At 50.4% G+C, this 25738-nt stretch carries 25 protein-coding genes and 1 riboswitch; of the genes, 10 read left to right on the forward strand and 15 right to left on the reverse strand.

Features of this window, described 5'->3' with window-relative positions:
* Positions 1–42: 42 nt before the first annotated feature.
* Positions 43–993, reverse strand: coding sequence for a ribose-phosphate diphosphokinase (locus tag BBI15_RS12370; RefSeq protein WP_068869924.1), 951 nt, complete (start codon positions 991–993; stop codon positions 43–45).
* 309 nt (positions 994–1302) lie between these two features.
* Here BBI15_RS12370 and BBI15_RS12375 point away from each other — a divergent pair, with 309 nt between their 5' ends.
* The gene (locus BBI15_RS12375) at positions 1303–1800 is read left to right on the forward strand and encodes a hypothetical protein (protein WP_068869926.1); all 498 of its coding nucleotides are present in this window, start codon (positions 1303–1305) and stop codon (positions 1798–1800) included.
* 412 nt (positions 1801–2212) lie between these two features.
* On the opposite strand, the gene BBI15_RS12385 is transcribed toward BBI15_RS12375, so the two are convergent.
* From BBI15_RS12385 to BBI15_RS12395, 3 genes are all read right to left on the reverse strand, one after another.
* Positions 2213–2698, reverse strand: a complete 486-nt coding sequence (locus BBI15_RS12385) for a DUF4306 domain-containing protein (RefSeq protein ID WP_068869929.1) — start codon at positions 2696–2698, stop codon at positions 2213–2215.
* A gap of 40 nt (positions 2699–2738) precedes the next feature.
* Positions 2739–3008, reverse strand: a complete 270-nt coding sequence (locus tag BBI15_RS12390) for a hypothetical protein (protein WP_068869931.1) — start codon at positions 3006–3008, stop codon at positions 2739–2741.
* Between the two features lie 94 nt (positions 3009–3102).
* The gene (locus BBI15_RS12395; RefSeq protein WP_068869933.1) at positions 3103–3780 is read right to left on the reverse strand and encodes a DUF3885 domain-containing protein; all 678 of its coding nucleotides are present in this window, start codon (positions 3778–3780) and stop codon (positions 3103–3105) included.
* A gap of 263 nt (positions 3781–4043) precedes the next feature.
* Here BBI15_RS12395 and BBI15_RS12400 point away from each other — a divergent pair, with 263 nt between their 5' ends.
* From BBI15_RS12400 to BBI15_RS12415, 4 genes are all read left to right on the forward strand, one after another.
* Positions 4044–4469 (forward strand): DMT family transporter, encoded by a 426-nt coding sequence (locus BBI15_RS12400; protein ID WP_068869935.1) that lies wholly within the window; start codon positions 4044–4046, stop codon positions 4467–4469.
* Between the two features lie 12 nt (positions 4470–4481).
* The gene (locus BBI15_RS12405; protein ID WP_068869937.1) at positions 4482–5144 is read left to right on the forward strand and encodes a Crp/Fnr family transcriptional regulator; all 663 of its coding nucleotides are present in this window, start codon (positions 4482–4484) and stop codon (positions 5142–5144) included.
* An 11-nt stretch (positions 5145–5155) separates the two neighbouring features.
* Positions 5156–5638, forward strand: a complete 483-nt coding sequence (locus BBI15_RS12410; protein WP_068869939.1) for a DMT family transporter — start codon at positions 5156–5158, stop codon at positions 5636–5638.
* 176 nt (positions 5639–5814) lie between these two features.
* A complete protein-coding gene (locus BBI15_RS12415; RefSeq protein ID WP_068869941.1) occupies positions 5815–6663 on the forward strand; it encodes an STAS domain-containing protein in 849 nt (282 codons plus the stop codon).
* A 55-nt stretch (positions 6664–6718) separates the two neighbouring features.
* Here the strand turns inward: BBI15_RS12415 and BBI15_RS12420 are convergent, their stop codons facing one another.
* On the reverse strand, positions 6719–7171 hold the full coding sequence (locus BBI15_RS12420; protein WP_068869943.1) for an SRPBCC family protein: 453 nt from the start codon (positions 7169–7171) through the stop codon (positions 6719–6721).
* A 143-nt stretch (positions 7172–7314) separates the two neighbouring features.
* Here BBI15_RS12420 and BBI15_RS12425 point away from each other — a divergent pair, with 143 nt between their 5' ends.
* The gene (locus tag BBI15_RS12425; RefSeq protein WP_068869945.1) at positions 7315–8067 is read left to right on the forward strand and encodes a class I SAM-dependent methyltransferase; all 753 of its coding nucleotides are present in this window, start codon (positions 7315–7317) and stop codon (positions 8065–8067) included.
* A 53-nt stretch (positions 8068–8120) separates the two neighbouring features.
* Here the strand turns inward: BBI15_RS12425 and BBI15_RS12430 are convergent, their stop codons facing one another.
* The 10 genes from BBI15_RS12430 to BBI15_RS12480 all read right to left on the reverse strand — a co-directional run bounded on the left by BBI15_RS12430 (position 8121) and on the right by BBI15_RS12480 (position 20428).
* On the reverse strand, positions 8121–8663 hold the full coding sequence (locus BBI15_RS12430) for a GNAT family N-acetyltransferase (RefSeq protein WP_068869947.1): 543 nt from the start codon (positions 8661–8663) through the stop codon (positions 8121–8123).
* 29 nt (positions 8664–8692) lie between these two features.
* A complete protein-coding gene (locus BBI15_RS12435; protein WP_068869949.1) occupies positions 8693–10057 on the reverse strand; it encodes an MATE family efflux transporter in 1365 nt (454 codons plus the stop codon).
* Positions 10058–10158: 101 nt separating this feature from the next.
* Complete coding sequence (locus BBI15_RS12440) at positions 10159–10713, reverse strand: TetR/AcrR family transcriptional regulator (RefSeq protein ID WP_068869950.1); 555 nt, start codon at positions 10711–10713, stop codon at positions 10159–10161.
* 550 nt (positions 10714–11263) lie between these two features.
* Entirely contained in the window at positions 11264–11752 is a 489-nt protein-coding gene (thiW, locus tag BBI15_RS12445) for an energy coupling factor transporter S component ThiW (RefSeq protein ID WP_068869952.1), read from the reverse strand.
* Positions 11749–12366 carry a thiamine phosphate synthase gene (gene thiE, locus BBI15_RS12450; RefSeq protein ID WP_068869954.1) on the reverse strand — a complete coding sequence of 206 codons (618 nt, stop codon included), beginning with the start codon at positions 12364–12366 and terminating at the stop codon, positions 11749–11751. The genes thiW and thiE overlap by 4 nt, the downstream gene beginning before the upstream one ends.
* Positions 12341–13219, reverse strand: a complete 879-nt coding sequence (thiD, locus tag BBI15_RS12455) for a bifunctional hydroxymethylpyrimidine kinase/phosphomethylpyrimidine kinase (RefSeq protein WP_068869956.1) — start codon at positions 13217–13219, stop codon at positions 12341–12343. The genes thiE and thiD overlap by 26 nt, the downstream gene beginning before the upstream one ends.
* Complete coding sequence (thiM, locus tag BBI15_RS12460) at positions 13209–13967, reverse strand: hydroxyethylthiazole kinase (RefSeq protein ID WP_068869957.1); 759 nt, start codon at positions 13965–13967, stop codon at positions 13209–13211. The genes thiD and thiM overlap by 11 nt, the downstream gene beginning before the upstream one ends.
* Positions 13960–14649, reverse strand: a complete 690-nt coding sequence (gene tenA, locus BBI15_RS12465) for a thiaminase II (protein ID WP_068869959.1) — start codon at positions 14647–14649, stop codon at positions 13960–13962. The genes thiM and tenA overlap by 8 nt, the downstream gene beginning before the upstream one ends.
* 89 nt (positions 14650–14738) lie before the next feature.
* Positions 14739–14840, reverse strand: a riboswitch (TPP riboswitch).
* Positions 14841–15626: 786 nt separating this feature from the next.
* Complete coding sequence (locus BBI15_RS12475) at positions 15627–16739, reverse strand: S1C family serine protease (protein WP_157101662.1); 1113 nt, start codon at positions 16737–16739, stop codon at positions 15627–15629.
* A gap of 182 nt (positions 16740–16921) precedes the next feature.
* Positions 16922–20428: a DUF6359 domain-containing protein gene (locus BBI15_RS12480; RefSeq protein WP_068869963.1), complete on the reverse strand. Its 3507-nt coding sequence runs from the start codon at positions 20426–20428 to the stop codon at positions 16922–16924.
* A 370-nt stretch (positions 20429–20798) separates the two neighbouring features.
* On the opposite strand from BBI15_RS12480, the gene murJ reads away from it, so the two are divergent.
* From murJ to BBI15_RS12500, 4 genes are read left to right on the forward strand one after another with little or no spacing between them, the layout of a single operon-like run.
* A complete protein-coding gene (gene murJ / locus BBI15_RS12485) occupies positions 20799–22325 on the forward strand; it encodes a murein biosynthesis integral membrane protein MurJ (RefSeq protein ID WP_068869965.1) in 1527 nt (508 codons plus the stop codon).
* 15 nt (positions 22326–22340) lie between these two features.
* A complete protein-coding gene (locus BBI15_RS12490) occupies positions 22341–23219 on the forward strand; it encodes a PIG-L deacetylase family protein (RefSeq protein ID WP_068869967.1) in 879 nt (292 codons plus the stop codon).
* Between the two features lie 24 nt (positions 23220–23243).
* Positions 23244–24707 carry an O-antigen ligase family protein gene (locus BBI15_RS12495; RefSeq protein ID WP_068869969.1) on the forward strand — a complete coding sequence of 488 codons (1464 nt, stop codon included), beginning with the start codon at positions 23244–23246 and terminating at the stop codon, positions 24705–24707.
* A complete protein-coding gene (locus BBI15_RS12500; protein WP_068869971.1) occupies positions 24704–25708 on the forward strand; it encodes a GNAT family N-acetyltransferase in 1005 nt (334 codons plus the stop codon). Before BBI15_RS12495 ends, BBI15_RS12500 begins: the two co-directional genes overlap by 4 nt.
* Positions 25709–25738: the final 30 nt, after the last annotated feature.

The raw sequence follows: 25738 nt of genomic DNA on the forward strand, positions 1-25738 counted from the left end.
TCTTTCTGGCACTCACTTGGGGTTCGCTTCATTTCTCTATGCTCAACCTTCAAACAAAGGGCTGACCGGTTTTTCGTTGTGTACGTGCTCGATCGCTTCTGCGAGCAATGGCGCGATCGAGAGGATGGTGATTTTCGGGATGCGTTTTTCTTGCGGCACGTGGATCGTGTTGGTGACCACAAGTTCCGTCAACGCGGAGTCCTGGATGCGCTGAATGGAGTCGCCGGACAATACGGGGTGAGTACAGCAGGCGTAGACCGCTTTTGCGCCGTTTTCCACGAGCAGGTTCGCTGCGTCGGAAACGGTTTTTGCCGTATCGACGATGTCGACGATGATGACGGCGTTCTTGCCTTTGATGTCGCCGACGATGTTCATCGTTTCGGTATCATCCGGCATCTTGCGCTTGTCGATAAAGCCGATTGGGACGTCCAGGCGGTCCGCCAGCCTGCGCGCCCGGCTCAAGCCGCCGTTATCCGGCGCCATGACGATGGCGTCTTCGAGGTTTTTATCGATGAAATGCTGGGACAGTTCGGTGATGCCAAGTAATTGGTCGACCGGGATATTGAAGAAGCCCTGCACTTGCGGCGCGTGGAAATCCATCGTGATGATATGGTCGGCCCCTGCTTTCACGAGCATGTTCGCCACGAGTTTCGCCGTGATCGGCTCACGTGAACTCGCTTTTCGGTCTTGGCGCGCGTATCCGTAATATGGGATGACCACCGTAATGGAGTCCGCCGATGCACGCTTCAAGGCGTCGATCATGATCAATAATTCCATGACGTGCTCGTGGCCTGGCTGCGAGGTCGATTGGACGACGTAGACTTCCGCCCCGCGCACGCTTTCTTCGATATGGATCTGGATTTCCCCATCGCTAAAATGGGTGATGGAGTTCTTGCCCAGCTCACAGCCGAGATGATCCGCGATCTCCTGCGCCAGTTCCTGGTTTGAATTCAATGAAAATAGCTTGAAGTTGTCTCTTAATTGATAAGCCACCGTTCAACTCCCCTTTCAGCAAATTGTAAGTCCGTAAATTGACAGCTGACTGTTTCCCATGAACATTTCAGCTCATGCGGCTTGTATCAGTTGGTTTCATGATAGCTGTTTCCGGGCGCAAATGCCACCGATGACGGAGAAGAATGAGCCCGTCCATATGCTTCGTAGAAAATCTGACACAATCTATCGTCACGCACAGCTGCTCTTTCCACCTTACCGAAACCATCTCCCTCTAATCCCGTACAGTAAAGTGAGGCTTTTACGATTTTCTTGAAGACCCTGATCAATTTGCCCGAAAAGGAGAATTGGATGCTATTTTCTAAATGGACCATCTATCAGGCGACCGCCCTCTCAGGTTTGATGGCGTTGGCTGTCCTGGCCGAATCTTTTGCACTCAATATCGGAAACGCGCTCACATCCGGCAGTGTCAGTTCGATGCTGGTTGTCTTGACGTTCATCTTGCTGAGCACGAGCTTGATCCATCTGTTTTTCATTTTCCACAGCAAGAAAAGCGAGCGCTTCCTGTCGCATTCGTTATGGAACAAGATGAACGTGCTGTCGGGACTGCTGCTCGCAGTTGCTGTCACCGTATTCATTTTAGCGGCAGTCTTTACTCCTTTGAATGACTGGATCACGGATGGCCGCTGGATTCTCTATGGCCTCATTTATTTCTTCCTGTTCCTCTATAGCCTGTTCGTGCTGTCGGTCGTGCACAAAATGAAACAGCAAAGCACGAAAGAAACGAAAATCGAGATCTCGTTCGGCGCCACTGTCGTGAGTTTATGCGTGTTGCTGTTCGTTCTTTGACGATTGTCCAACTTGAACGGGGCCTTCCAGAAACCGATCATTTTTATGTGTCAGCAGCACTGGACACTTCGTAATTCCAACTGAAAATCCGCATGACAAAGCCACCCAGACGAATTCGTCCGGGTGGCTTTTCAGCGAATAAGGTGTCAATCTTTCCTAAAGTGATCAACCACCAATAATATAATGGCGGCGAATGCTGATGCTAGGCCAAGCAAATAAAGTACCTGTGTTTGAGGCGTCAGGATACTCTGCCCGTAGAGGCCCGATTTAAGAATGGCTGAAGCAATATAAGCAGCGGAAAACATGATAGCCCCCGAAATGAATAGGCCTGCCGCTATAATGGCAGCTTTTATCTGCACTCCTCCTTATGTAAAGCGGGCTTCATGAACCGCTTTCCCTTAACTTGAGACAGTCAGTTGGCCCGTTCCCCTGTCCTGCGCAGCCATTTCCGATTGTTGCGGTACAGGATCGCCAAGAGCGTCAGGAGGCCGGATAGCCCGAAGAATGCCGCGAACAAAGTCAACCCCGCCGCCTGCGAACCGAGCAATAGCGCGCTCATCAACAGCAAGCTTACCGCCATCAGCGACAAAAAGATAACCTGTGCCGTCTTGCGTTTTCTTAATAGCCAAGCCGATAGCTGAAAGATGATGAACAAGAGTGATGCTGCCATCAACAAGGGAAACAGCGGTTCGAATTTCGCCGCGTAGACGAAATGGTCGATCACCAAAATGTCATCCGCCTCGTTTACTGGCCCGTTCAACCAGGTGGAGAACACCGCCGAGTATTTCCACTCCCAGGAAATATCGCGCAGCTGCCCGCCTTCGTACCAACTGGCGAGCGTCGAAAAGATAAATACGAGAAATGCGCCAAGCAAGTAAACGATGTTTTTGAACTTCATTCAATTCCCCTTTCGCAATTTTCGTTAATGGTGTTCAGCGTCACAATTCGATGCCGATATTTTTCAATTGCGCCTTCACATCCCAATGTTTAGGCTGTTCTTTTTTCATGAACCATTCTGCCCCGTTCGCTAACCATTCCGCTCGATAGGTGTCAAATGTGTATCCCTGATCCAAATCGTCGTAACCCGGTTGGAAGGCGCAACAGGTGCAGATCAAGCTATAGTCAGGAAGCCCATTTTTGTATAATGGCCCACGAAGCCTATCGAAGCCACACACTAAACAGACATAGTATTTCTTTTTGAAGAGCATCGGTGCCAGCCCCTTTTTGCCATGATTGATTCAATCTATCTTTATATATTTAGCATTTTGCACTATGTATTTTCTTCCTTGATTATTACTTGCGTTATTCTTCCTTAGAATTCTTTTGGAACACAGCATCAATCTTTTCGCGGTCGTATTCCAGTATCCAATCATTATATTCTTCATACAAGAAGCGTATATCTTCTTTGTCCTTAGCAAGGATATCGCACCCTCGGTCATCATATAAATGATAGATGATTTTTTTGGTCAGATTAATAAAATAAACATCATATCCGCTTTCCTGCTGGTTCTTCAAGATAGTTGAGGGATGCTTGAAATCCTGATAGCAAAGGGCCTTTAATAGTTCTGGGTAACGGATATCCCCTTTTTTTCCGGCGTAAACAAAGCGATAGACCAGCGAATCATCCTCTCCGAACCCTTTCTCAGTATCGGTTAATTTTTCCAACCTCAATTTATACAAATCCGGTTTATGTTTTATATATTTCCGATAAAGATTCAAAGGCTTTTTTTGGAGGAAAGGATTATTCTTTTGCGTCAAAACCTTAGTTACAACCAAGATGGCATCTTCAGGAGCTATAATTTCATTAAATAAAGCCAAGGCGCGCCGATGAGCCTCTTCGATAAAAATTGGAGAATCGTACGGGAGGGCTGGGTTTGAAATTTGAAATCGAATACCAGTATCCCATGCATAAATTAAGGCTGGGTTTAAAATAAGCCCTTTAAAGTTTTCGTTCAAGAATTTCTTTAAGTCTGCAGCCATATCTTATCTCCTTAATTTCACCTTCTACATTCAAATAGTTAGTTTTTAGGTTCACAGATGTCCGTGTGCTTCTAATATACTAGTAAGGCCTATCAATTTCTACATAATTTTGGAAATAAATCAGTTAACTATCTATTCCAGCTATCCAATATGGTAATAAACCAATTGAATACAGTTCCCAACTTTCCATCCATAAGGACATATGTCCTTCCATCCACTCAGTTTGCCGATTATCCTTAAGGTAATGAAAGGCGGTGGGCCGGATGAAAGGTATTTTATTTGCTTTGGCGGGCGGGTTTTTCCTGACCTTTCAAAGTGTGGCGAACGCGACGATCAGCGACCAGATCGGCACGTGGCAAGCGGCGGCGATGACCCAGTTGACGGGATTTGTGCTGGCGGTCTTGATCGTGTTGGCGCTAAAAGATACATCGATCAAACAGTTGAAGAAAGTGTCTCCTCTATATGCAGCGGGTGGTTTGTTTGCGGCGTTCATCCTGTTCAGCAATATGACCGCCATCCACCGCATGGGCGTGACGCTGACGATCAGCGTATTCCTGATTGCGCAACTGGTCGCGGCGATCGTCATCGATGGCAAAGGCTGGTTCGATATGGCGAAGAAACATGTCGGCAAGACGCAGATTGCCGGTGTGGTGCTGATGATTGCGGGCATTCTCGTATTGAAATGGTAAGGAGGAAAAACGATGCAGTCGATTAAAGAATATCTTCACCACTATGGATTGGCGGATTTATTTCCTTCGGCCGTCAGTGATTCGATGCGCTTGGAGCAGTATCCTGCGGGGAGACGCCTGTTTTCACAAGGCGATCCGGCCGATACGCTGTATTTACTCGTCGAAGGGAAATTGAAGATTTCCATGCTATCGCCGGAAGGCAAACGGCTGATTTTAGCGTTCAAATCGCCTTTCGATATCGTCGGAGATATTGAATATGTGCAGAAATGCGCATTCATCAATACGGTAGAAGCGGTCACGGACCTTGTGCTGCTGCGCGTCCCCCATCACGTCCTGGAACTCGAAATGAGCGGCAATGCCGCGTTCCAGCAGTTTTTATTGGAGACGGTCACGCGTAAATTCGTGACGAAAGCGCAGGAATTGAATTTCAATTTGCTGTATGCGGTAGATGTGCGCGTCGCGAGTTATTTGCTGTCGATGACTCCGGATACCCCGCGGCTCGATTCGCCGTCGCTCGTCGACATGGCTGACTTGATCGGCACGAGCTATCGCCATTTAAACCGGGTGCTCCGGCAGTTTGAACAGTCCGGCTGGATCCGGCGCAATAATGGCAAAATCGATTTGCTCGACCGGGACGCCTTACTAAATCAGGCGGGCCATAATATTTACGAATAGGAGGAACTTCCATGCTTGTTGGCATCATCTTGGCATTATCAGGCGGCGCCTTGGTCTGCCTGCAAAATATATTCAATGCGAATGTGAAGCAGCACGTCAGCGTCTGGGCGACGACGGCACTTGTGCTGTTTCTCGGGTTTATCGGCTCGTTTGCAGCAGGCCTCGCTGTGAACGGGACGGGCTTGTTCCATTTCGAAGCAGAGCCGTGGTTTTGGTTCAGCGGCGTGCTTGGCGTCGGGGTCGTCGTATGCGTCACGCAAGGCGTCCAGGCGCTGGGCCCGGGCCGTGCGATTTCGATTGTCATGGTGTCGCAGATTTTCTTCGGCTTGATGTGGGACACGGCGGGTTGGTTCGGCCTCGAGCAAGTTCCGTTCACTGGGCAATCGCTGCTCGGCGTGCTGCTGATCAGTGCGGGAATTTTGCTATTCCAACTCGGCCCTTCTTTGGAGCGTAAACCGCTTGCCCAACAGCAAAAAGCACCGCACGAAGCGTAAATACCGGAATTTCGCCCTGTCGTGAAATTTACGTGCCATTTACCCATCAGTCCCCGTGCATATTTTTTTCAACTGCTATATTATGTATGTATAGTACGGTTAACTTATATGCATGAAGTTTATTTGGTGCTACGCCTGTCTCAGGCAAAGGCTGTGCCATTGAAGGGAAGAAGAACATGTTCAAAAATATTGAATTACACGATTTTTTGCTGGAGAAAACGAAGGGCTTGACGGAACAATGGTACGAGACACTCGATAAGGATACCCCCGGCGTCTATGGTGAAACCGAACCGCAGGCAATTGAGAAACTCAAGCAGCAGAACCATGAATTCCACGAGTTGTTCTGCTCCGCGTTCAGCAAGAACACGGAAGACTGCATCGATATTTTCAACGAGTGGATCTTGCGCGTGGCCAACGACGAAGCGCATTTGGCGACACCGTTCAATTCCGTCATCAAGGAGTTCTTCCGCACGCAAAAACAGTATCTGGAGCTCATCGAGGAATTCGCGGTATTGCAGGAAGAAACCATTTCACACGCCCAGTTGAATGCTTGGAATCAAGCTGTCGTCGACACGACGAATGCCATCATCCTCGAATTCATCGACCAGAATACGAAAGCGGCCGAACGCCGTTTGAATGCCCAACAGGAAATGATCGTCGAAATGAGCGCGCCGGTCATCTTGCTGTCCGAAGACAGCGGATTGCTTCCGCTGATCGGTGAAATCAATACATACCGCGCGAAGATCGTCTTCGAGAAAGTCCTTCAGCAATGCCATGAGAAGTCGATCGAGCGTCTGTTCATCGACCTGTCCGGCGTGCCGATCATCGATACGATGGTCGCCCACCAGATTTTCCAGCTGATCGAAGGCTTGAAGATCATCGGCGTGCGCACGGCACTCGCCGGCATCAGCCCGGAAATCGCCCAGACCGCCATCCAACTGGGCGTCAATTTCGGTGAAATCGACGTCTACAATAAATTGGACCAGGCCTTGCGCTATCATAAATTGGAGTTTACCAAAAACTGAATTGCCATATGAAAAATCCATCCGCAGCGGTTGTGCGGATGGATTTTTTGATTGCTTATCGGTTTTCAGCGATGCGCTTCAGTTCAGCGGCACGCGTCGATAGGAATTTTTCCATATGGCGTTCGAGGAATAGTTTATCAGCGAGTTTTCCGATGACCCCAAACGGCGCGCGGTAGACGAACCAGTCTTTCATCAGCGTTCCGCTGCCGCTTTCCGTGAATTCATGTGTATGGTGGAAGGAATGGAAGGCGCCTTTTACCATGGCATCACTGAATCGGTACGGGCGCTCCATATCGGTGATTTTCGACGTGAGCTGTTGGCGGACGCCGAGATGTGTCGCTTTCCACGTCACCCAGTCGCCTAGTTCCATCAGCCCGCTTGTCGTGCCGGCAATGGCGCGTTCATTGGTCTTTGACACGGTTTCGATATGCACTTCGATGCTTCGCGCCAAGTCAAATACACGCTCGATCGGCGCTTCAATATAGGTTTCATGATAGATCATGGGCATGCGATTCCCTCATTCCTCGTGTTGGCTATATGCCTTTGTCATTCTTTACCCTTAACATGCTGGCGTTATTCGCTGCTCATTTATTCGGCAAGAAGGAGATTCTTTACCTCCCCGAGAATGAGTAAAGGACAGGAGGAGTTCAAGTGCATACAGATATTCTGAAACAGAACCGCACGAGCTGGAACACGGTTGCTGGGCATTTCAATGGCGTCGATGCGCTGCCTGCTTACGGGCCTTTCGCTCAAAGCGAAGACGAATTGCGCTTATTTGATTCGATTGAAGGCAAAAATGTGCTCGATATCGGTTGTGGCAGCGGCCATTCCTTGCTTTATATGAACGGGCAAGGGGCAAAGGATTTATGGGGCGTCGACTTGTCTGACAGTCAAATCGATCGTGCACGAGAGACTTTAAACGGCCTGGATGCACAGCTGTATTGTGCAGCGATGGAAGAAGACATCGGGTTGCCGGAACAATATTTCGATATTGTCTACTCGATCTATGCAATCGGCTGGACGGTGGATCTTGACCGAACCTTTAAATTAATCCACTCCTATTTAAAGCCTGGCGGAACTTTCATTTTCAGCTGGGACCATCCACTTTATGTCCATTTGAAAAGCGAAGACGGGCTCATTTCATTGAACGGCTCCTATCAGGATGAAGGCAGCGTACATTACCCAAATTTTAAAGGCGAGAATGCGCCGATGACGATTCCGAAGCGCAAGTTCAGCACGTATCTGAACGCCTTGGTGAACGCCGGATTCACGATCGAGCAAGTGGTCGAGCCGGATGTTCCCCAGGAATTCAAAGAGACAGAAGCAGAAATATCGGACCGCTATTACTCGCTCTATAAAGCGCAGAAATTCCCGACCAGCTTTATCGTCAAAGCCAGGAAATAACGAAAGACCGTGTGCGCCTAAGCGTAAACACGGTCTTTTTCATCATTCGCTAGTTAGCGGATCCGCCCCATCATTACCGTATCGTGATAGTTTCCATCCGCTAAATATTTGTCCATCTTCAATACGCCTTCCACTTCAAAGCCGCATTGTCGATACAGCTCGACCGCTTTTTTATTGCTGTTGAGCACTTTCAAGTTCACCTTCTTGAATCCATTGCCGTCCGCCCAATGAAGTGATGTCTCCAACAGCTTGCGGCCGATGCCATAGCCCCAGAATTGCTGGAGCACGCCGACACCGAACTCCACTTGATGCTTCATCCGGTTCAGCGCGTTTCCTTCACATCTGGAAAAGCCGGCGATGTGTCCGTTCACTTCGGCTACCAAAAACAAATCCCGTACACTTTTCGCATCTTCTGCGATGAGCCGTTCGAAAGCGGCTTGGTCCAAATAAGCTTCTCCCCGTTCACGGTCCATATTTTCCGTCTCGCCGTCGATCTGGAGGCGGACTTTCGCCAATTGCGCTGCGTCTCGGGTCTCCGCACTCCGAATAGAATAATCCAAACCTTTTACTTGAAACGATTGTTTCGCTAGTTGCATCTCATCTTCCCCTGACCTAGTGGAATCGGTTATTTATATGGAGCCGTCATATCCGCAGTGAATTGTCGTTTCTTTTTCTGCTTTATTTGATAATAGACGATTGTCAACAGGACAATCAATTCCGAAAGTGGGATCGCAAGCCACGCGCCTGTCACGCCGAAAAGCACGGGCAAGATGCTCAGCAAGATCAACAACACAACAATTTCACGCGCCGCAGTGATCCACGTCGCCATGCGGATTTCCCCGGTTGATTGATAATACGTCATCATGACGAAATTGGCGCCCATGAACAGGTAGGCGATAAAGAACAGTTGGATGCCTGAGGTCGCGAGTTCCATGACAGCGTCCGGGAAATCACCGAAGACGCTGACAATGACACCGGCAAAGAATTGGCCAAAAATGAAAAACAGCACACCTGCCGTAACCGCCGTCCCGATCGCCAATTGCAGCGTCTTTTTGATTTTCGCCTGGTCTTTCGCCCCACTGTAATAGCTGACCAGCGGCTGGATGGCCGAGCCCATTCCAAGGAATGCGAGCAGCATGACGCTGTGGACATAGTTCAAGATCGCGAATGCCGCAACCCCTTCCGTTCCCGCCAGCCGTTCGAAGACATTATTATGCGAAATGGTGAACACCGACATGCCGACTTCCGCCAAGAAGCTTGGGAAGCCGATGACCAAAATCAACAGGAGCAATTTGCGGTTCGGCTTAAAGCGGACAAAGCGCAATTGATTGTCCTTTTTAAAGAAATGCGTGCACAAGACGAGCATGCCGACAAATGCAGCGAGCAAGGTTGCAGCTGCCGCCCCTTTGACGCCGAAATCCAACACGAACAAGAACACGTAATTCAAGCCGATGTTTAAAAGAGACGTCGTGACGAGCGACACCATCGCCAAATTCGGGCTGCCGTCATTGCGCACCATGATGCTGAGCGCATTTTCCATCGTGAAGACAAAACCAAACAATAGCATCAAGTATAAATAATCGGAGACGTATGGATAGGTTTCCGTATTGGCCCCGAGCAAATAAGCGAGCTCTGTGCGAAACGGGAATACCACGAGGCCGATGAGGAGCGTTACCGCAAAAATCGATGCCATTGCATGCGAGAAAACGATATGTGCTTCTTTTATCCGCTTTGCCCCCATAAGAGCGGAAAACCTCGTGGCGCCGCCGATGCCGATCCAAAGCGACATTGCGACAAATAAGGTATAGACCGGAGCCGCGATGCCCACCCCGCCGAGCGCGACCGGACCGAGACGGTTGCCGACCATGATGCCGTCTGCGACGATATTGATGGCCATCAGCAGCATGCCGATGGTTGATGGAACTAAATATCGGACGAATGCCTTGCCGACCGACTCGCTATCCAGACGATGAATCGTTTGTTGTACCATGTTGAATTGCCCCCCATCTCCTCAAAACACTGAAAACTATATTTGTTTTTTTAGTTTTTTCAGTCCGAAGAAATACTGGCTTTGGTTAGCCAGCATTTTTCCTATTCGTTTTTCACGAACCCGTCCAATAATAATTCACTCATCGTTTCCACAGCTTCCTTGATGGAAATGCTTTGTTCCGAGAAGAACTGCTGATCCAAGGAAATATTGACGACGTTCAAAATCATTTTCATCAACAAGTCGATGTTCTGTTGTTTAATCAAGCCGGTTTCCATGCCTTCTTCAAGCAATTGCTTCAAGTCGTCCCATTGATTCATTTCCTTATCGACGCGCTGCCATTGCTCTGGATAGTAGCGTTTCAACTGCTCCAAGACGCGCAAATCGAAAAAGTCATTATGGTTCGGGATCATGACGATCAGTTGGTGGATTTTTTCCTGCAAGCCGAGGGTGTCGTCTTCACGGATAGCGCGCGCACGCTGTTCGTACTCTGAAAAAGCCTGGTCGATGATCGTTTCCAGGATTTCCAGCTTGGATGAGAAGTTCTCATACAAGGTGCGTTTGCTGATGCCGAGCCGTTTCGCCAAATCATCCATTGTAAATTTGATGCCGTTGTTTCTCGTTTCTTCGATAAACGCCTGTATAATCCGATTTTTCACAGCCGAACCCCCTTCACGAAAACTAATAATACTCTAATCGTTTTATTAGTTCAAGTTGAGAGATTTCAACCTAAATAAGAATCAGCATTTTGGGAAAGGTAGGGAGCCGTATTTTCCGAAGCTTATCGCACGACTCCGTGGGCTCGCGCCCAAGCCTCCTCAGCCGCTTTGAAACCCTTGTGCTCAACTCTCACTGCGTTCAAGCATCGCAGAAAACCCGCTTGCTCTCACATCTGCGTTGCAGATGCGTCGCAAATGAATGCGCTCCGCTAAGCTTCGCTCATTCATTTCTTGCGGGGTCTCGGTCATCTCGTCGCTTACGCTGCTCCACAGGAAAGATAAGGTCGACCTACGGGAGAACTTATCTTTGCGAAAGTAATGCGCAACATTACTGAGCAGAAGGGGTCACGAGCGAACGCTTCTCCAAATACTTAGATAGGTCATTGATTTTTGTAAGTTGAAAAGATGATTACCTATAAATTAATAACTGGCTAATAAACTTATTCAACACACTGAAATAAGGATCGGCTTTGTGAGCCGACCCTTATTTTCACGCCAATAATTTACTGCTTTTCGTTTTCTCCAAACGGTACACTAATACTACGCCAAGCACTGCCCCGCTGATGCTCGATACGAGAAAGGGCGGCATGAAGAACAAGGCGCCGACTTCGGTTCCCATGAGAATGCGCGCATAAGGCACCGCGACGAGCGAGGCGATGATGCCGGTTCCAAGGATCTCACCCGCTGCCGCAAAACCGAGGCGACCGCTGTAACGGTAAAACAGTCCGGCAAGCAATGCGCCGATCATGCCGCCCGGGAACGCGAGCAGCGAGCCGGTCCCGGTCAAGACGCGCACCGCGCCGGTCAGAAGGGCGATGACTACCGCGGGGCCTGGGCCAAAGACGACGGCCGCGATGACATTGATGGCATGCTGCACTGGGTACGCGCGGGCGATGCCTGCCGGGAACCAGACGAACGCCGATCCGGCGACGGCGAGTGCGACGAACATTGCCATAAGCACGAGTTTTCTCGTATTCATCCGACACGCCTCCCAGGGATTGATTGTTTGAATCGTTCGATTTGCCCTGCGACGTCATGCGCCTGGGCGATCGAGGAAATGACGGCGATGCCCGAAACACCTGCCCGCCAGACCATTTCGGCGTTGCCCGGTTCGATGCCGCCGATGCCAATGACCGGCACATGCGGGTATTGGGTTTTCACTTTGATGATTTCCGAGACTCCTGCCGGCGGTTTCGCATCGCTTTTTGTGCGCGTTCCGAATACCGGTCCCATGCCGAGATAGGTGGCGCCGCACGTCAGCGCACCATTCGCTTCCTTGACGGAATGTACCGAGACGCCAAGTGCCATCGATGCGCCGATCCGTTTTCTCACCTGTGCGCAGTCCATATCATCCTGCCCGATATGGATGCCGTCCGCTTCGATCGTGCAAGCCAAGTCGACATCGTCATTGACGAACATCGGGACAGCGTATTCACGGCATAAGCTTTTGCACTTGGCCGCAAACTCCATAAGCTCATCGCCTGCCAACGCCCCGCGCCCTTTTTCGCGCAGCTGGAAATGGGTGATGCCGCCTTCAAGTGCTTCCTCAAGCAGCGCGAGCGGCTCTTTAGTACCGGCGTTTATCGTACCCATCAGAAAATAAATTGCTGGATTCCTGAACAAGGTGGACCACCTCCTTTACGGCTAATTCCTTATAGGCGGCATGGTGCGTCGGGCCGTGGCCATGGCCGATATCAAGCGGATATGCGAGAGCTGCCTGGATGAATTCCTTGGCGGTGAACAAAGCATCTTCTACGTCTTTGCCTTTGCCGAGTTCGGCGGTTAGCGCCGCTGAAAACGTGCATCCGGTGCCGTGCGTCTGTTTTGTCTGGAGGCGTTCCGAGCGCAGCAAGAGCACCGTGCCTTGCTGATCCAGATAAAAGTCTTCCGCTACATCAGGGTCATTGCTATGGCCGCCTTTGATGACCACGGCTTTCGCGCCGAGCGATAGAATCGCTTCCGCCGCTTCTCTTCGCGATACATCATCGGTGATGTCGATTCCGCTCAATACTTCCGCCTCGGGGATATTCGGCGTGATGATGGCAGCGAGCGGCACGAGCATCGTTTTGATGGCTTCCACTGCTTCTTGTTGCAATAAGGAAGCGCCGCCTTTTGCGATCATGACGGGATCGATGACGAGTTTGTCCCAGCCGTAGCGCTTGATGCCTTGAGCTGTTTCTTCGATGATGCCGGCATCAAACAGCATGCCGGTCTTGAGCGCGCGGATATCGAAGTCCGTCCCGATCGCATCGAGCTGTTCATTCACTGCTTTTCGGTCCATAGGATAAATGCCGTGGACACCCAATGTGTTTTGGGCAGTCACCGCCGTTACTACTGAACAGCCGAATGCGCCGAGTTCCTGGAAGGTTTTCAAATCGGCCTGTATGCCTGCACCGCCGCCTGAATCGGATCCGGCGATCGTCAGTACTTGCGCTTTAGTTTCCATAAAGAACCGCCTCCTGTTTGGATAGTTCATCAAAAAATGCCATTTGGAAACTGCCTGGCGTGAGTGCGCTTTTAGCTGCCCGGCTCCCTGCGTTCGCATACAGCTGCAAGCCATAGGCAAGCACATCAAGCGCGACAGATTCTTCGTCCGTCAAGAATGCCGCAAGTACTGCGCTGAGTAAACAACCCATTCCCGTGACCGATGCCATCAACGGGTCTCCGCCTGTGATGTGCTCGGTCCTTTCGCCATCTGTCACTAAATCGCTTGTGCCTGTTACCGCGACAATTGTTTGGTATTCATCAGCCACTTGTTTAGCGATAGCTTCCAAATCGCCTTGCCCTTCTCCTGCGTCGACACCGCGCGCTTGCCAGTCCGCTCCTGCGATAGCTGCGAGTTCACCTGCATTGCAGCGGAGTAGCGTGATATCGAGTTCCGTCAGCAATCGCTTCACGGCCTGCAAGCGATAAGCTGTGGCCCCGGCACCGACCGGATCCAACACAATCGGGATGCCTTTTTTCATTGCGGCGCGTCCCGCGATGAGCATGCTTTCTAATGAGCGCTCCGTGATCGTGCCGATATTGAGCGACAAGGCATCGGCGTGTCCTGTGAGTTCGGCGACTTCCTGTTGCTCGTCGCCCATGACCGGCGAGACGCCGAGCGCGAGGAGTCCATTTGCCTGAAAGTTCGAGACGACGTGATTGGTGATGCAATGGATCAATGGCTTACGTGCGCGTAAATCCCTAAGCATGGCGGACACTCTCCTCTTGTGCAGGAAGTTCCCACGTTTCCATCGTCCACGCCTGCTGCCAGAACTGCCATTCGTAATAGCTGCTCCTTCTGAAGCGTGTCTTCAATTCCTCGCGGCGTTCTTCCGGCAAGCCTTCAGCCAACCGGTCCATGCGTGCGATTTGTTCATTGACCAGTTCCCCGAACCATTCGGAGCCGTATGTGCCGATCCATTTCTGGAATATCGGTTCTTCCGGCGTTGCAGTCTTCAAACGTTCACCGATTTCGTAATAAAGCCAATAACATGGAAGCAAGGCTGCGAGCACATCCGCCAAATCCCCTTCTGCCGAGCGGTACATATGCGAAACGTACGCATAGGCGTGCGGCGACGGTTCGAATAGTTGCCAATCTTCTTCAGTCACCCCAAGCAATTCCATAAACGATTCATGAAGCGCAAGTTCTGCGGCACAGGTCTGTTCGGCATGATGCGCGAAAGACTGTGTGGTTTTAAGATCTTTGGCTTTCGTGGCACCGATCGCCTGCACTTTCGCGAAATGGGTCAGGTAATAGGCGTCTTGCATGACGTAAAATTTGAAGACATCAAGCGGCAAATCGCCTTTCGCGATGCCTTTCACAAACGGGTGTTCAAAACTTGCGTCCCATAAATCTGCGCATTCAAACCGGACTTCTTTACAAAATGTCATGTCGCTCTCTCCTTTTTTGGGCAAAATAAAACACCGCTTCCCAGGTAAGGAAGCGGCGATAAAGGTCAGCTTAAGAAATTGGAGAAAGGCTCACAATTCGCCCACTTCCCTACGCTGGTATGATCCAGATCAGGTTCAAAGGGTCCGGACTCTTGTCCGTCTCAGCCAACATGGCTCCCCTAGTGGAATAGCGATATTTTTTTATTGTCGGCAATAGAATAACATAGCTGGCTTGCGAATTCAAAACTTTTCGAAATTAAGATGGCAGGAGTTTTGTTGTTTAATTGGAATTAGCTTGCACTTTTCACCTACTAGTTATCCGCAGCCTAGCCTGGGGTTGAGCTTTCCCTCTTAAGCGCGATGCTGCTTTTGGATTTCGTTGTACAGGAAAGTGACTGGGTGAATGGTTTTTGCGATTTCGTCCGTTTCGGTTTATTTTCTTAGGTAGTCGAAAGTGAAAATGGTTTGGAATCGATTTACTGACACCATGGTATTGTTCTGCCGCTTGCAAGCATTTATTTCACATACCCGGCCTTCAATGAACGATGCATTTCGTTTTCACTTTAAAACTAGAGCTGCAGCGAAAGGGGCTGACGCCGGAGGGATCGCGCGGGACTGGCGAGACCTATATGGCGCAGCCATAAGGGCTCGACGCCCGCCCCTCGGCAAGCATGCCCCTTCAGCGCAAGCTCAAAACTTCTACATTTTTCAGGAAATACTGCAATGGTCTGCCTGTTGTAAGCAAGTCTCCATTTCCCACACCCTGCCTTCAATGAACAATGCATTTCGTTTTCATTCTAAAACTAGAGCTGCAGCGAAAACCGGCGACTCCGGGAGGTATAGCGAGACAATTGAGACCCTGGACTGAGCGTAAGCGAGGGAAGCGGCTCAATGCGAGCCCTCCGGAAAGCGTCCGGTTGCAGCGCAAGCTCTCCACTCAAAATCCACTCAAAAAAAGAACCTCCAAAATGGAGGCCCTAAATTTCTTCCACATATTCAATCTGGTAATCCCCGTACTCGTCGATCACGATGGTGTAGCGGCGCCGGTGGTCGATCGTTCCGGTTTCGCCATTCGCTTCGTGATAATTGAACACCGCGCCTGCTTCGACGTATGCACGGTCGCCTTCAATTTCGACGGAACCGACTTCCGGCACAACCGAATCGAACACGCGGCCCTCTTCGGAATACTCCTGTATGACACTGTCCACCGCTTCGACGGCTTGGCTTCCCGGCATCAGATACGTTGAGTAATAATTGAGCTCCTCGTCATTCATCGAATACGGCAGCAAATCGTAATAAGCTTCGATGAAACTCGACAATAAGGCCTCGTCAAAATATGCATCTTTCACGGACGGTTCGACCAATTGGGAGTCGGGCAGCGGGTCTGGGTTGTTCGCCCATGTGTCCAATAAGTCCTTTTTCAAGTACAGCGGAATGGCATAGCCGATTTCGGGATTGTCTTCAAGCATCACCGAATTGATGCCGAGCACTTTGCCGGTACTTGCATCCAACAGCGGCCCGCCGCTTGATCCTTGCTTGATCAAGGCGTTCATTTCATACAGATCCGTATAGACGAAGACTTCCGAGAAATCGACGCCGGTATCGGTGATTACCCCTTCCGTCGCAGTATTCGCCGCGTTTTCAGGGCTGCCGATGGCGATGACGGGCGTGCCGATATCGACGGGTTCCATTTCCTGCTCGAGCGGCTCTTTTCCTGCGAGTTCTTCAACCCGCACAAGCGCCAGATCCTCATCGAGCGAGATGCCGATCACTTTGCCGGCGAATTCCTGGCCGTCGCTGTTGACGAGTGAGATAAACGTGGCATCGCGCACGACATGGGCGTTTGTCAAAATGTCGCCTTGGTTATTGTATAAAAAGCCGGACCCTTGCTCGAAATCGGTATAGATCGTGTAGACATGTGTCTTGGCGTTCGCAATCATCACCGCTTTTTCCTGGGCGGCCGTATCGACCGGTGAATCCGCCTGCCCGGTTTCAGCTTCTTTCGGTGCGTCTGTTTGTGCCCCTCCGCAAGCTGCGAGGATTATCGCTGCGAGGAACACCGCCAGCCATTGCATCATCCGTTTTTCCATAGTCTCAACCTGCTTCCCTTAATGTGTGTTCATTATAGCAAGCCATAATTGAAAAAGGAACGACGAAGAGACCTCGCCTAAACCTATATAATTTGGTTTGAATGCCAACTCGCTCTTTTGTTGTTGCGAATAGTAAAAAGCCGAGGAATGAATGCTTCTTCCCCAGCTTTTTCGCCTATTGCTTATCTTCTGTTCTTCATCAATTGCCCTTTATTCGTGACGACAGTGTAATGGCCAAGTTCGTTGACTTCCAATGTGAACGTCGACCCGTTTTTGCTGCCTTGGATGATTTTCCATTTGCCTTTCTCATCTTCGCGTGCACCGAATTGGATGCTGATGCTTGGGTCTGTTTGGAAACTCAATTCCACAGGTTCCGAGAAGTTCAAGTCTAGTTCTTCACCTTCCACATCCAAAATCGCGATGTCGAGCTGTCCAGTCAAGGTCGGGCGCATATTCACTTGCTCGGCATCTTCTGCTTGGAGCGAAAGCGTCATGCCCTCACCCGCTGCTTGTGCCAATTGTTGCAAGTTCGCCGGCGTGAACGTCAAACTGGAATCGTCCAATTGGATGCGCAAATCTTTCCCGCTTTCAACGAGCTCATCGATTGTGCCTTCCGTAAAGTCGATATCCAGCGCGCCATTTTCGTCGAACTCACCCGCTTCAATGACAGCTGGAATCCCGGAGTAATCAGGATCCGCTTCTTGCTCACCAGGCACTTGCGGTTTATCGAATGTGATCTGTGCAAGTAGTGGGTCATGATCCGATGCACGCCCGTGCTCTTCCATGAACATCGAGTTGATGTGGACCATGTCCAGTTTTGTGTTGTCCGCCAAGTTGTTCGTCACCAATAAGTGATCGAGCACTTGGGAATTGCCTTGGTAGTAGTAAGAGAAACGGTCTTCTTCCGGGACATCGTTGACTTTGTTCGTCAAGATATCGCCTTCTAGCGCTTTAAGGGCTGGCGTGAATTCAAAATCGTTCATGTCGCCAGTAACGACAACATTCAATTCCGGGTTTTTCTCCAATCCATCTGCGATAAAGCCGTTGATGGCTTTCGCCAATTCGATGCGCTCGATTTCAGAAGTGAATTGCGGCGGCTGGTTTTGCCCCATCAAGCTTTGATCCCCGCCTTTGGAGTTCAAATGCGTAGCGATGACGACAATTTCTTCGCCTTGGAATTCAAATTGTGCCGCGAGCGGCTTGCGCGTGTTTGGCATTGCAATTGGCTGAACGCGTCCAGGGTTCAATTCAAGGTCGCCTTCCGGTGTCCACGAGTTGTCCTGTGTCGCTGTCCCTTTTGTGCCTTCAGCTAATGTAACGCGGTCCGGGTTGTACAGGAATCCGACGCGGATGTTGCCGCCTGGCTGCCCGCCGTCCTGGTTGTATTCCGGTGCGATGTCGGTCCAAGCGTATGTTGGCCCGCCTGCTGCTTCGATGTCTGCGATGAGACGTTCATAAGAAGCGGTCGCATCGGAGTTTCCGGAAGTTTCCGGACCATCGTTGTCCTGTACTTCGACCATTGAAATGATATCCGGCGAGTTCAAGTCGTTGACGAACGATTCTGCGATGCGCTGCGCTTTCTCGTCCGATGTGTGGCTCGGGTCTGCAGAGAAGTTTTCGACGTTATAAGCCGCGACCGTCAGTTTGTCTTCTGCGTTTTCAATCCATGTTTCTTCCGGATCTGTTCCGCCGTCTACAATTTCCGGCACGTCCGTTTCGTCCGTCCAGATCTGGTAGTTGCCGAATCCATATCCGAGAACACCGACCGGAGCTTCAGCGAATGTATCGCCTGCTTTAGCGACGACGCCTTCACCTGTCGTGACGGTAATGCGTTCCGGGTTGAAATCGTCTTCTTCCAGAAGGATTCCGCCTTGTTTATGGAACTCGTTGTTCGTTGCGTTTTTCGATACTACAAATACTTCACCGTAGTCTTGCGGCCCGACGATTTGTGCATCGGCTACACCGACACGCATCAATTCAAGCGCTTCCCAGAAATCGATGCCGTCTTCTTCCGGCTGGAATTCCGTCAAGCCGTCATTTTCGATGTTTTGCGTCGGCGGGAACACATCTTCTCCGATAATGATCGGTTCAGGAAGTTCCGCCGTTCCACTTTTCACGACGTCCGTCGAACGGATGCGTGTGAGCGGCAAATCATTGTCACGCATATCGGAATAGCCTTTATAGAACCATTCTTCGACCGTCCCTGCGACTGTTACGACATCCCCAACTGCAAAACTGCTGGATGCGGATGAACGGTTGACGATGATCGCTTCTGAAGTTTTCCAGTCGCCGTCACCTTCCGTGTCTTGGATGACGAAGTTTGCGCCGTTATAGAAATGCGTGATGACGCCCGTCACTTCATTGACAGCCACATCTTCATATTTCGAAAAATGGCCTTGCCCTTGGATGTCGCGGATTTTCAAGTCCTTGGTTTTCAGGACCGTGTACTCAAATGAAAAGACTTCCGATGTTTCGCCTGTCACTGCGATCGCTTTGATCACCGTATCTTGCGTCAGGACGATTGGCTCAGCATAAACCGCGCTGTCCGTTGTCGGTTCAGATCCATCTGTTGTGTAATAGATCGTTGCATTATCCCACCCGCTTGCGAGCGTGATTTCAGTTCCTTCCGAGACGACGCCCGGGAAGATATCTGTGTACACTGCCGGCTTGTTGACGAGCTCGAAGCTCTCGAAGCCGAGCGTTTTCACTTGGTACGTGTCGTTGTATTTCGAAGCGATGCCTGAAAGGTAGATCAAGTCGCCTTCTTTGTATTGTTTCGTGAAGTCCTCGAACGTCAAGCCATTGCGGTTGTCGTTGCGGACGACGACTTGCTCGCCATTTTCCGCGACGGCCGTAAACTCGAACGTTCCATAATTGTTAACGGCTTTCAAGCCAGTGATTTCGACGCGTTCGATCGAAATACGTTCGCCTTGAGTCTCTTCGTTGACACCTGCCGGCGAGATTACTTGTACTTCCGGCAATTCATTTCCGGTAGACACGACTTCTACCGTGTTCGGCTGCAATTGAAGCTCGCCGCTGTATGTAGAAACGGTGCCTTCCAAGCGGACGATATCGCCCGGCGAGACAGTTGCGCTGGATGTGTAGACATAGATGCCCGCTGTCTCATCCTGCACGTAAAAAGCGTTGCCGCCCCAGAAGCCCGTTCCGGTTGTCACGGTCGCTTCCACCGAGATCAATTCTCCTGCCGAGTCACGTGCTTCCTGAACATTCTCTACAGGCGTTGCCGTCGGTGGCGCTTCGCCTTCAGAGAGAATCGTGTAAGCTGTAGGCGATTTCAAGCCCGGTACTGAGAAGTAAGCTTCCAATGAACCGGTGATGGTCACTTCCGCTTTGTAGTTGGCCGGGTTGTCGACCAAGTTCAGGCCAGTGCGTACGGACCCTGATGGCAATTGAACTGACAATATTTTCGCCGGATCGGTTTCGTCCGGACTGTCAGCTATTGCTAAATTGGTCGCTGAAGTAAACGGTGCCTCTAAATCATAATTGCCACCACTACTAACTACAGTACCAACGATAAAGCCCTTCACCGTTGCGGTTCCGGTGTTATTTTCAATGGCTTCTGCAACTGAAATGGTTTCTGCCGCATCGGCTGTCGCCATATATGGCAAGGCAGCGGATAAAGCCAGTAAAAGACTCAAAAAGACCTTGCTGAACGCGCTTTTTGTCACAAACTTTCACTCCTCTGATAATTTATTGTCATACGCATCCAGTATACTAAAAAATTGTAAGCGCTTTATTAATAAATTGTAAATTCTAACTTTTTATACCCAAATTACTTATAATAATTCCTTTTTTATCCTTTAAAATGGTCTTTTAACTAGTTTTATCCCCAGTTGTTTCTATAAGGTAATTCTCAAGACTCACCCCCTTGCCGGATGTGAATTTTTTTGCAACATAATCGGCTAGCAGACGTCTAAAAGAGAGGTTTCGTGATAAGATAGGGAAATGGAATTGGGAGATAATTGCTCCTCTTATATAAGGAAAGAATACGGTTTTGCGTTTTACCGCATAACCAGTTGAAGAAAGTAGGATTTTGTTTTGGGCAGAAAACTCGCACTTACCGGCATCTTGTTTGTTATCGCTTCGCTGTTCCTGAAGGTTTCAGGACTGCTCCGGGATATGGTGATCGCCTTCCAATTTGGGGATTCCTATCAATCGGCAGCTTACTTCGCGGCATTCACCTTGCCGAACATGTTCATATTGTTTTTCACGACAGGCATGAAGAACGCTTTCGTGCCAAGTTTCATCCACGCGAATGCGGATGGCCACGGCTATCATCATTTTTCCCAGATCATCCGCGGGACGATGGTGCTCGGCTTGATCGTCTCCGTCATCGGCGTACTGGCATCGCCGCTATTGTTGCCGCAGCTATTCCCGTTTTCCAACCTGCAGGCCGATGTACAGGCTGAAGCCATCAAATTGAGTGTTGGTTTGGCGGTCGTCTTTTTCATCGCCGTCTTCCTCGTTTCATTGAACTCGGTTTACGAGGCCTATCTCGACGCGGAAAGTAAATTCTCGTTGTCGGTCATCTCGCAGATCATCGTCATCGGAAGCACGATTCTCGGTGCCGTTCTATTCGCAGATGAGCTCGGCGCCTACTCACTCGCCTTCGGTTATTTGACCGGTGCGTTATTGTCGTATATCATCAAGCGCTTATGGTTCGTCCCGAAAGATAGCCATAAAGTATTCGGCAAGCTCGACTGGGCAGAAATCAAGCCCTTTTCGATCATTTTCATCCCCGTCGCCATCACGGTGATGGTCGGGCAAGTCAATTTGACGATCGACAATATTTTCGCTGGCTCATTCAGCGATTCCGCGATCAACTATGTTAACTTCGCAAAAAATATCGTCCATTTCCCACAGGCCATAATCGGCGTGACGATCGGCACGATCATCTTCCCGATTTTGTCGAAAGCCATTGCGAACGCCAACGAGAAAGGCTTCAAGCAAGGCATCGAGTACGGCTTGATGCTGACGCTCCTGGTTTTGCTGCCTGCCGTTGCGGGAATGATGTGGCTGATGGAAGATCTCATCACGATCGTCTATGAACGTGGAGCCTTTACGGCCGACGCGACGGCGGCCACTGCGACTGTCGGCTACCTCTACATGGGGTCTGTGCTGTTCTTCAGTTTGCAGAACATCCTGAACAAAGCCTTTTATTCGAAAAAGAAAGGTCACGTCATTTTGCGCATTTCCTTGTTCTCGATTGCGCTCAATGTCGCCTTGAACTTCCTGTTCATCGCCTTGCTCGACTCGTATTTGGCGATACCGCTCGCCTCATCCGTCATGGCGCTCGTCTATTTCGCGCTCAACTGGGTGGTCTTCAACCGGACACAAGGCAAGCTCAATACACGTTTCATCGCAAAAGACGCAGCCAAGATTTTTGCGGCGACCACTGCTATGCTATTGGCCTTGTGGCTCTCTTCAGGAATTCTTGAAGACCTGCACATCTATATCCGATTCGCCTTGACTGCCATCGTTGGCGCCATTGTCTATGTGATCGCGGCGCTGGCCTTGAAAACGGAGATCGCCCGCTTCCTCATCAGCAAGCTCAGAAAATCATAAGGAGTTTTTCGCATTATGAAACAGGCATTAATGAAAAACGCTGCGCCGGTGCTGAACCCGGCCATTAAAACGTCCTTGAAACGCTTTTACAAAGCGGATAAGCCGCTCACTCCCCTTGAACGGGCAGAGCGCGTATTGGTATTCGCGCCGCATATCGATGATGAAACGATCGGTCTCGGCGGGACCATCCGCCGCTATGCCGATACGGGCGCACAAGTCACCATCGCCATCATCACCGATGGCAAAAACAGCAACGCCGCCCCGGTGGAAGCCGATGCCCTGGCCGAAACGCGCAAGCAGGAATTGCGCTCGATCCAGGATTTGCTTGGCTTTACGGGCGTCCGTTATCTCGATTATCCCGACAGCGAGATCAAGCATGTCCAATCGAGCGAACGCTTCCAGGAATTGATCGATGAGATCCGCCCCGATACAATCTATACGACCAGCTTGATCGATGCGCATCCGGATCACGTCTACAGCGCCCATCTGGTAGCCGATGCTTTAAAGCACACACAACACCAGCCAGAAACCGTCCGCGAATACGAGATCAATTGCCCCGTGCCGCCGGAAGAGATCAATTGCATCGTGGACATAACCGATCAGTTCCCGCTCAAACAACGGGCCACCGAAGCATTCAAGAGCCAAGTGATCGCATTCGACGGGTTTTTGGCACTCGCTGAAATCAAAGCTTCACAGACAAACGATAGACAAGCGCGCTATGTGGAAACCTTCATCGAAAACACTCCGCAGCAATTCATCCAGGCGGCCGATCACCTGAAAACCGAAGACCGCCAATATGAAAAGCATTTCAAGCAAGCGAACCGCACCATCACGTTGTGGTGGGCAATTTTCAAGAATTTGAAATTGAAAAAGGCGATTTATCAAAGCCGCTAATTATCAATGCAATTGGAGGACATTATGAATTTTTTTAAGAATGATAACGAAAAATGGTTTTGGCTCATCGCCTTGATCGCCATCATGTTAATCGGTTATACAGAACTCGCCATCATCGGTTATGCCCTGACGCTTGTGTTGTTCGCCTATGCGTTCATCAATCCGAAGCACGGCATCCTGTTGCTGTTCGTCTACATACCGGTGCGTGAATTCATCACGCAATACAATCCTGGCCTCAACTATCTAACCGAAGCGCTCGTGTTCGGTGCCTTGTTCCAGGTCTTCTGGATGAACCGCAAGACAGTAGGGAAATTATTCCGTTTCAAGAATTTCGAATACGCGTATTTCGCATTTCTTGCCATCGGCTCGATTTCGGCACTCATCACGGGCATCAGCCCTGTCCTGATCGCGATGACCTTGCGCCAGTTCCTGCTCTTTTACCTGGTCTATTACATCGTCTACCGCCTCGGGATCACCCGCAAGGATTTGGTCAACCTCGTCTGGATTTTCATCTGGACGGCAATCCTCGTCATCATCCAGGCGATGGCGGAGAAACTGTCCATCCGCAATTTCTTCCTGCCTGAATCCTGGCAGGCCATGGCCTTATCGGCAAAAAACCGCGTGCGCATCTACGGCATGCTCGGCAACCCGAACGTGCTCGGCATTTATATCATGTTCGCGTTCATTGCCTTCTATTATGCGAAACATAAATTGAAGGAATTCAATCCGCGCTATATGGATATCCTGAATGTCTTGTTGGTCGGCATCCTTGTCTTGACCTATTCGCGCGGCACATGGCTGGGCTTCTTGATCGCGGCCGTCGCCTTCCTGATCATGACACACAAGATGAAGGTGCTCATCGACTTCGTGAAATATTTGGTAATCGCGCTCGTCCTGGTCGTGCTGCCATTGAATTTATTGACCAACTTCATTGAAAGCACGGACATCGGCAGCGAAAAAGTAACGAATATCCAGCAATTCGATGTCGGCGGCGAGTCCGGATTCCGCGACCGCATCGGCAGCACATTCAGTGAGGATACCGTCACCGGCAGCCAAAGCTCAGGCCGTTTGTTCATCGTCAAGACCGGCTTCGAAGTGTTCAAGGACCATCCGATCATCGGTACTGGATTTGCCACGTTCGGCGACTCCACTACCCTGTCGAACGGTTCGCCGATCTACGATGAATACGAAATCGGCCATAAGTTCTACTCCGATAACCAATACATCCAGATCATCGTCCAAACCGGCATACTCGGCGTCATCGCCTTTGCTGTCTTCCTGTTGACGATGCTATGGCGTTACGTCAAGAAACATAAAGAAAGCTATCTGTATTCACTCACTGCCAGCATCTTGCTGGGCGCGTACTTCATGGGCCTTGTCTACAACCTATGGGAATCCGATATTTTCGGCCTGGCGTTCTTCGCGCTCCTTGCGGCGGCGTCGCGCCGGGAAGATTTCGGGCTGCAGGATGACGGTGAAACCTTATGATCCGCCTATACCAATCGGGGGATGAGGCCGGCATCAATGCCCTTTACGAAAAAGTATTCGGCAAAAAGCGCTCTCTCGCCGAATGGCAATGGAAGTTCGGGACATTCCCGGAGAGCGCGACGATTGTCGTTTCAGAAGAAGACGGCCAGATCAACGGCCATGCCGCTTTCTTGAAGTTGACAGCACGGAAGCAAGGGAATGAACTAACGCTCGGTGAACGGGTGGACATCATGGTCGATCCGGATTTCCAAGGCCGCGGCATTTACAAGCAAATCGTTTCCCGCATGATGCAGGAATGCGAAGCGGAAGGACTCGATATTCTCTACGGCTTCCCTGCTGAAACGGCGAAGCAAGTGTTCATGAAAGTGGCTGGCGGCAAGGATCTCGGAAACGTTCCCCGCTTTCTTGCCGTCAACAAGCCAGGCGCTCTGCTTGCGGCAAAAGTAGGCAAATTGAAAAAGATCCAGGCCCCGCTCGATAAAGCGTTCTCTGTCAGCGTCCCGAAAAGGAGCACGCACCAGTTACGCCCGCTCGGCGACCGTTTGTCTGTGGCGGAAATGCTGTATGGCCGTTTCGAAAACCAGTATCCGCTCCATGCAAAACGCAGCGGAGGCTATATCCAGCGTCGCTTCTTGGACCATCCGACAAAGGATTACCAAGTGTATACCTTGGAGCAGAACGGTTATGCGGAAGGCTATTGCGTATTGCATGAGGAGACGAAAGATAATGGCGTTACTTTCGCGACGATTGTCGATTTGTTCGGGCCGAATGATGAAGCGGTCATTGCGGATCAATTGAAGGCGATCCGCCGGCACACGCAGGCGGATGCGCTCAATTGCTGGGCGGTGCCGGATAGCCCGCGCTACCGCGCACTCAAGAAAGCCGGCTTTTTCCATATCAATAGCCCGATGCCGTTTGTGATCAAGGATTTCACCGGCACGGGTTCGTATGACGAACTTACAGATTGGCATCTGTCGCAGTCGGATGTTGATTCGTATTAACGCTTGCCCTTCTTCCGGGATTCCGGGAGG

The organism is Planococcus plakortidis, assembly GCF_001687605.2.
In the GTDB taxonomy this organism is placed as follows: domain Bacteria; phylum Bacillota; class Bacilli; order Bacillales_A; family Planococcaceae; genus Planococcus; species Planococcus plakortidis.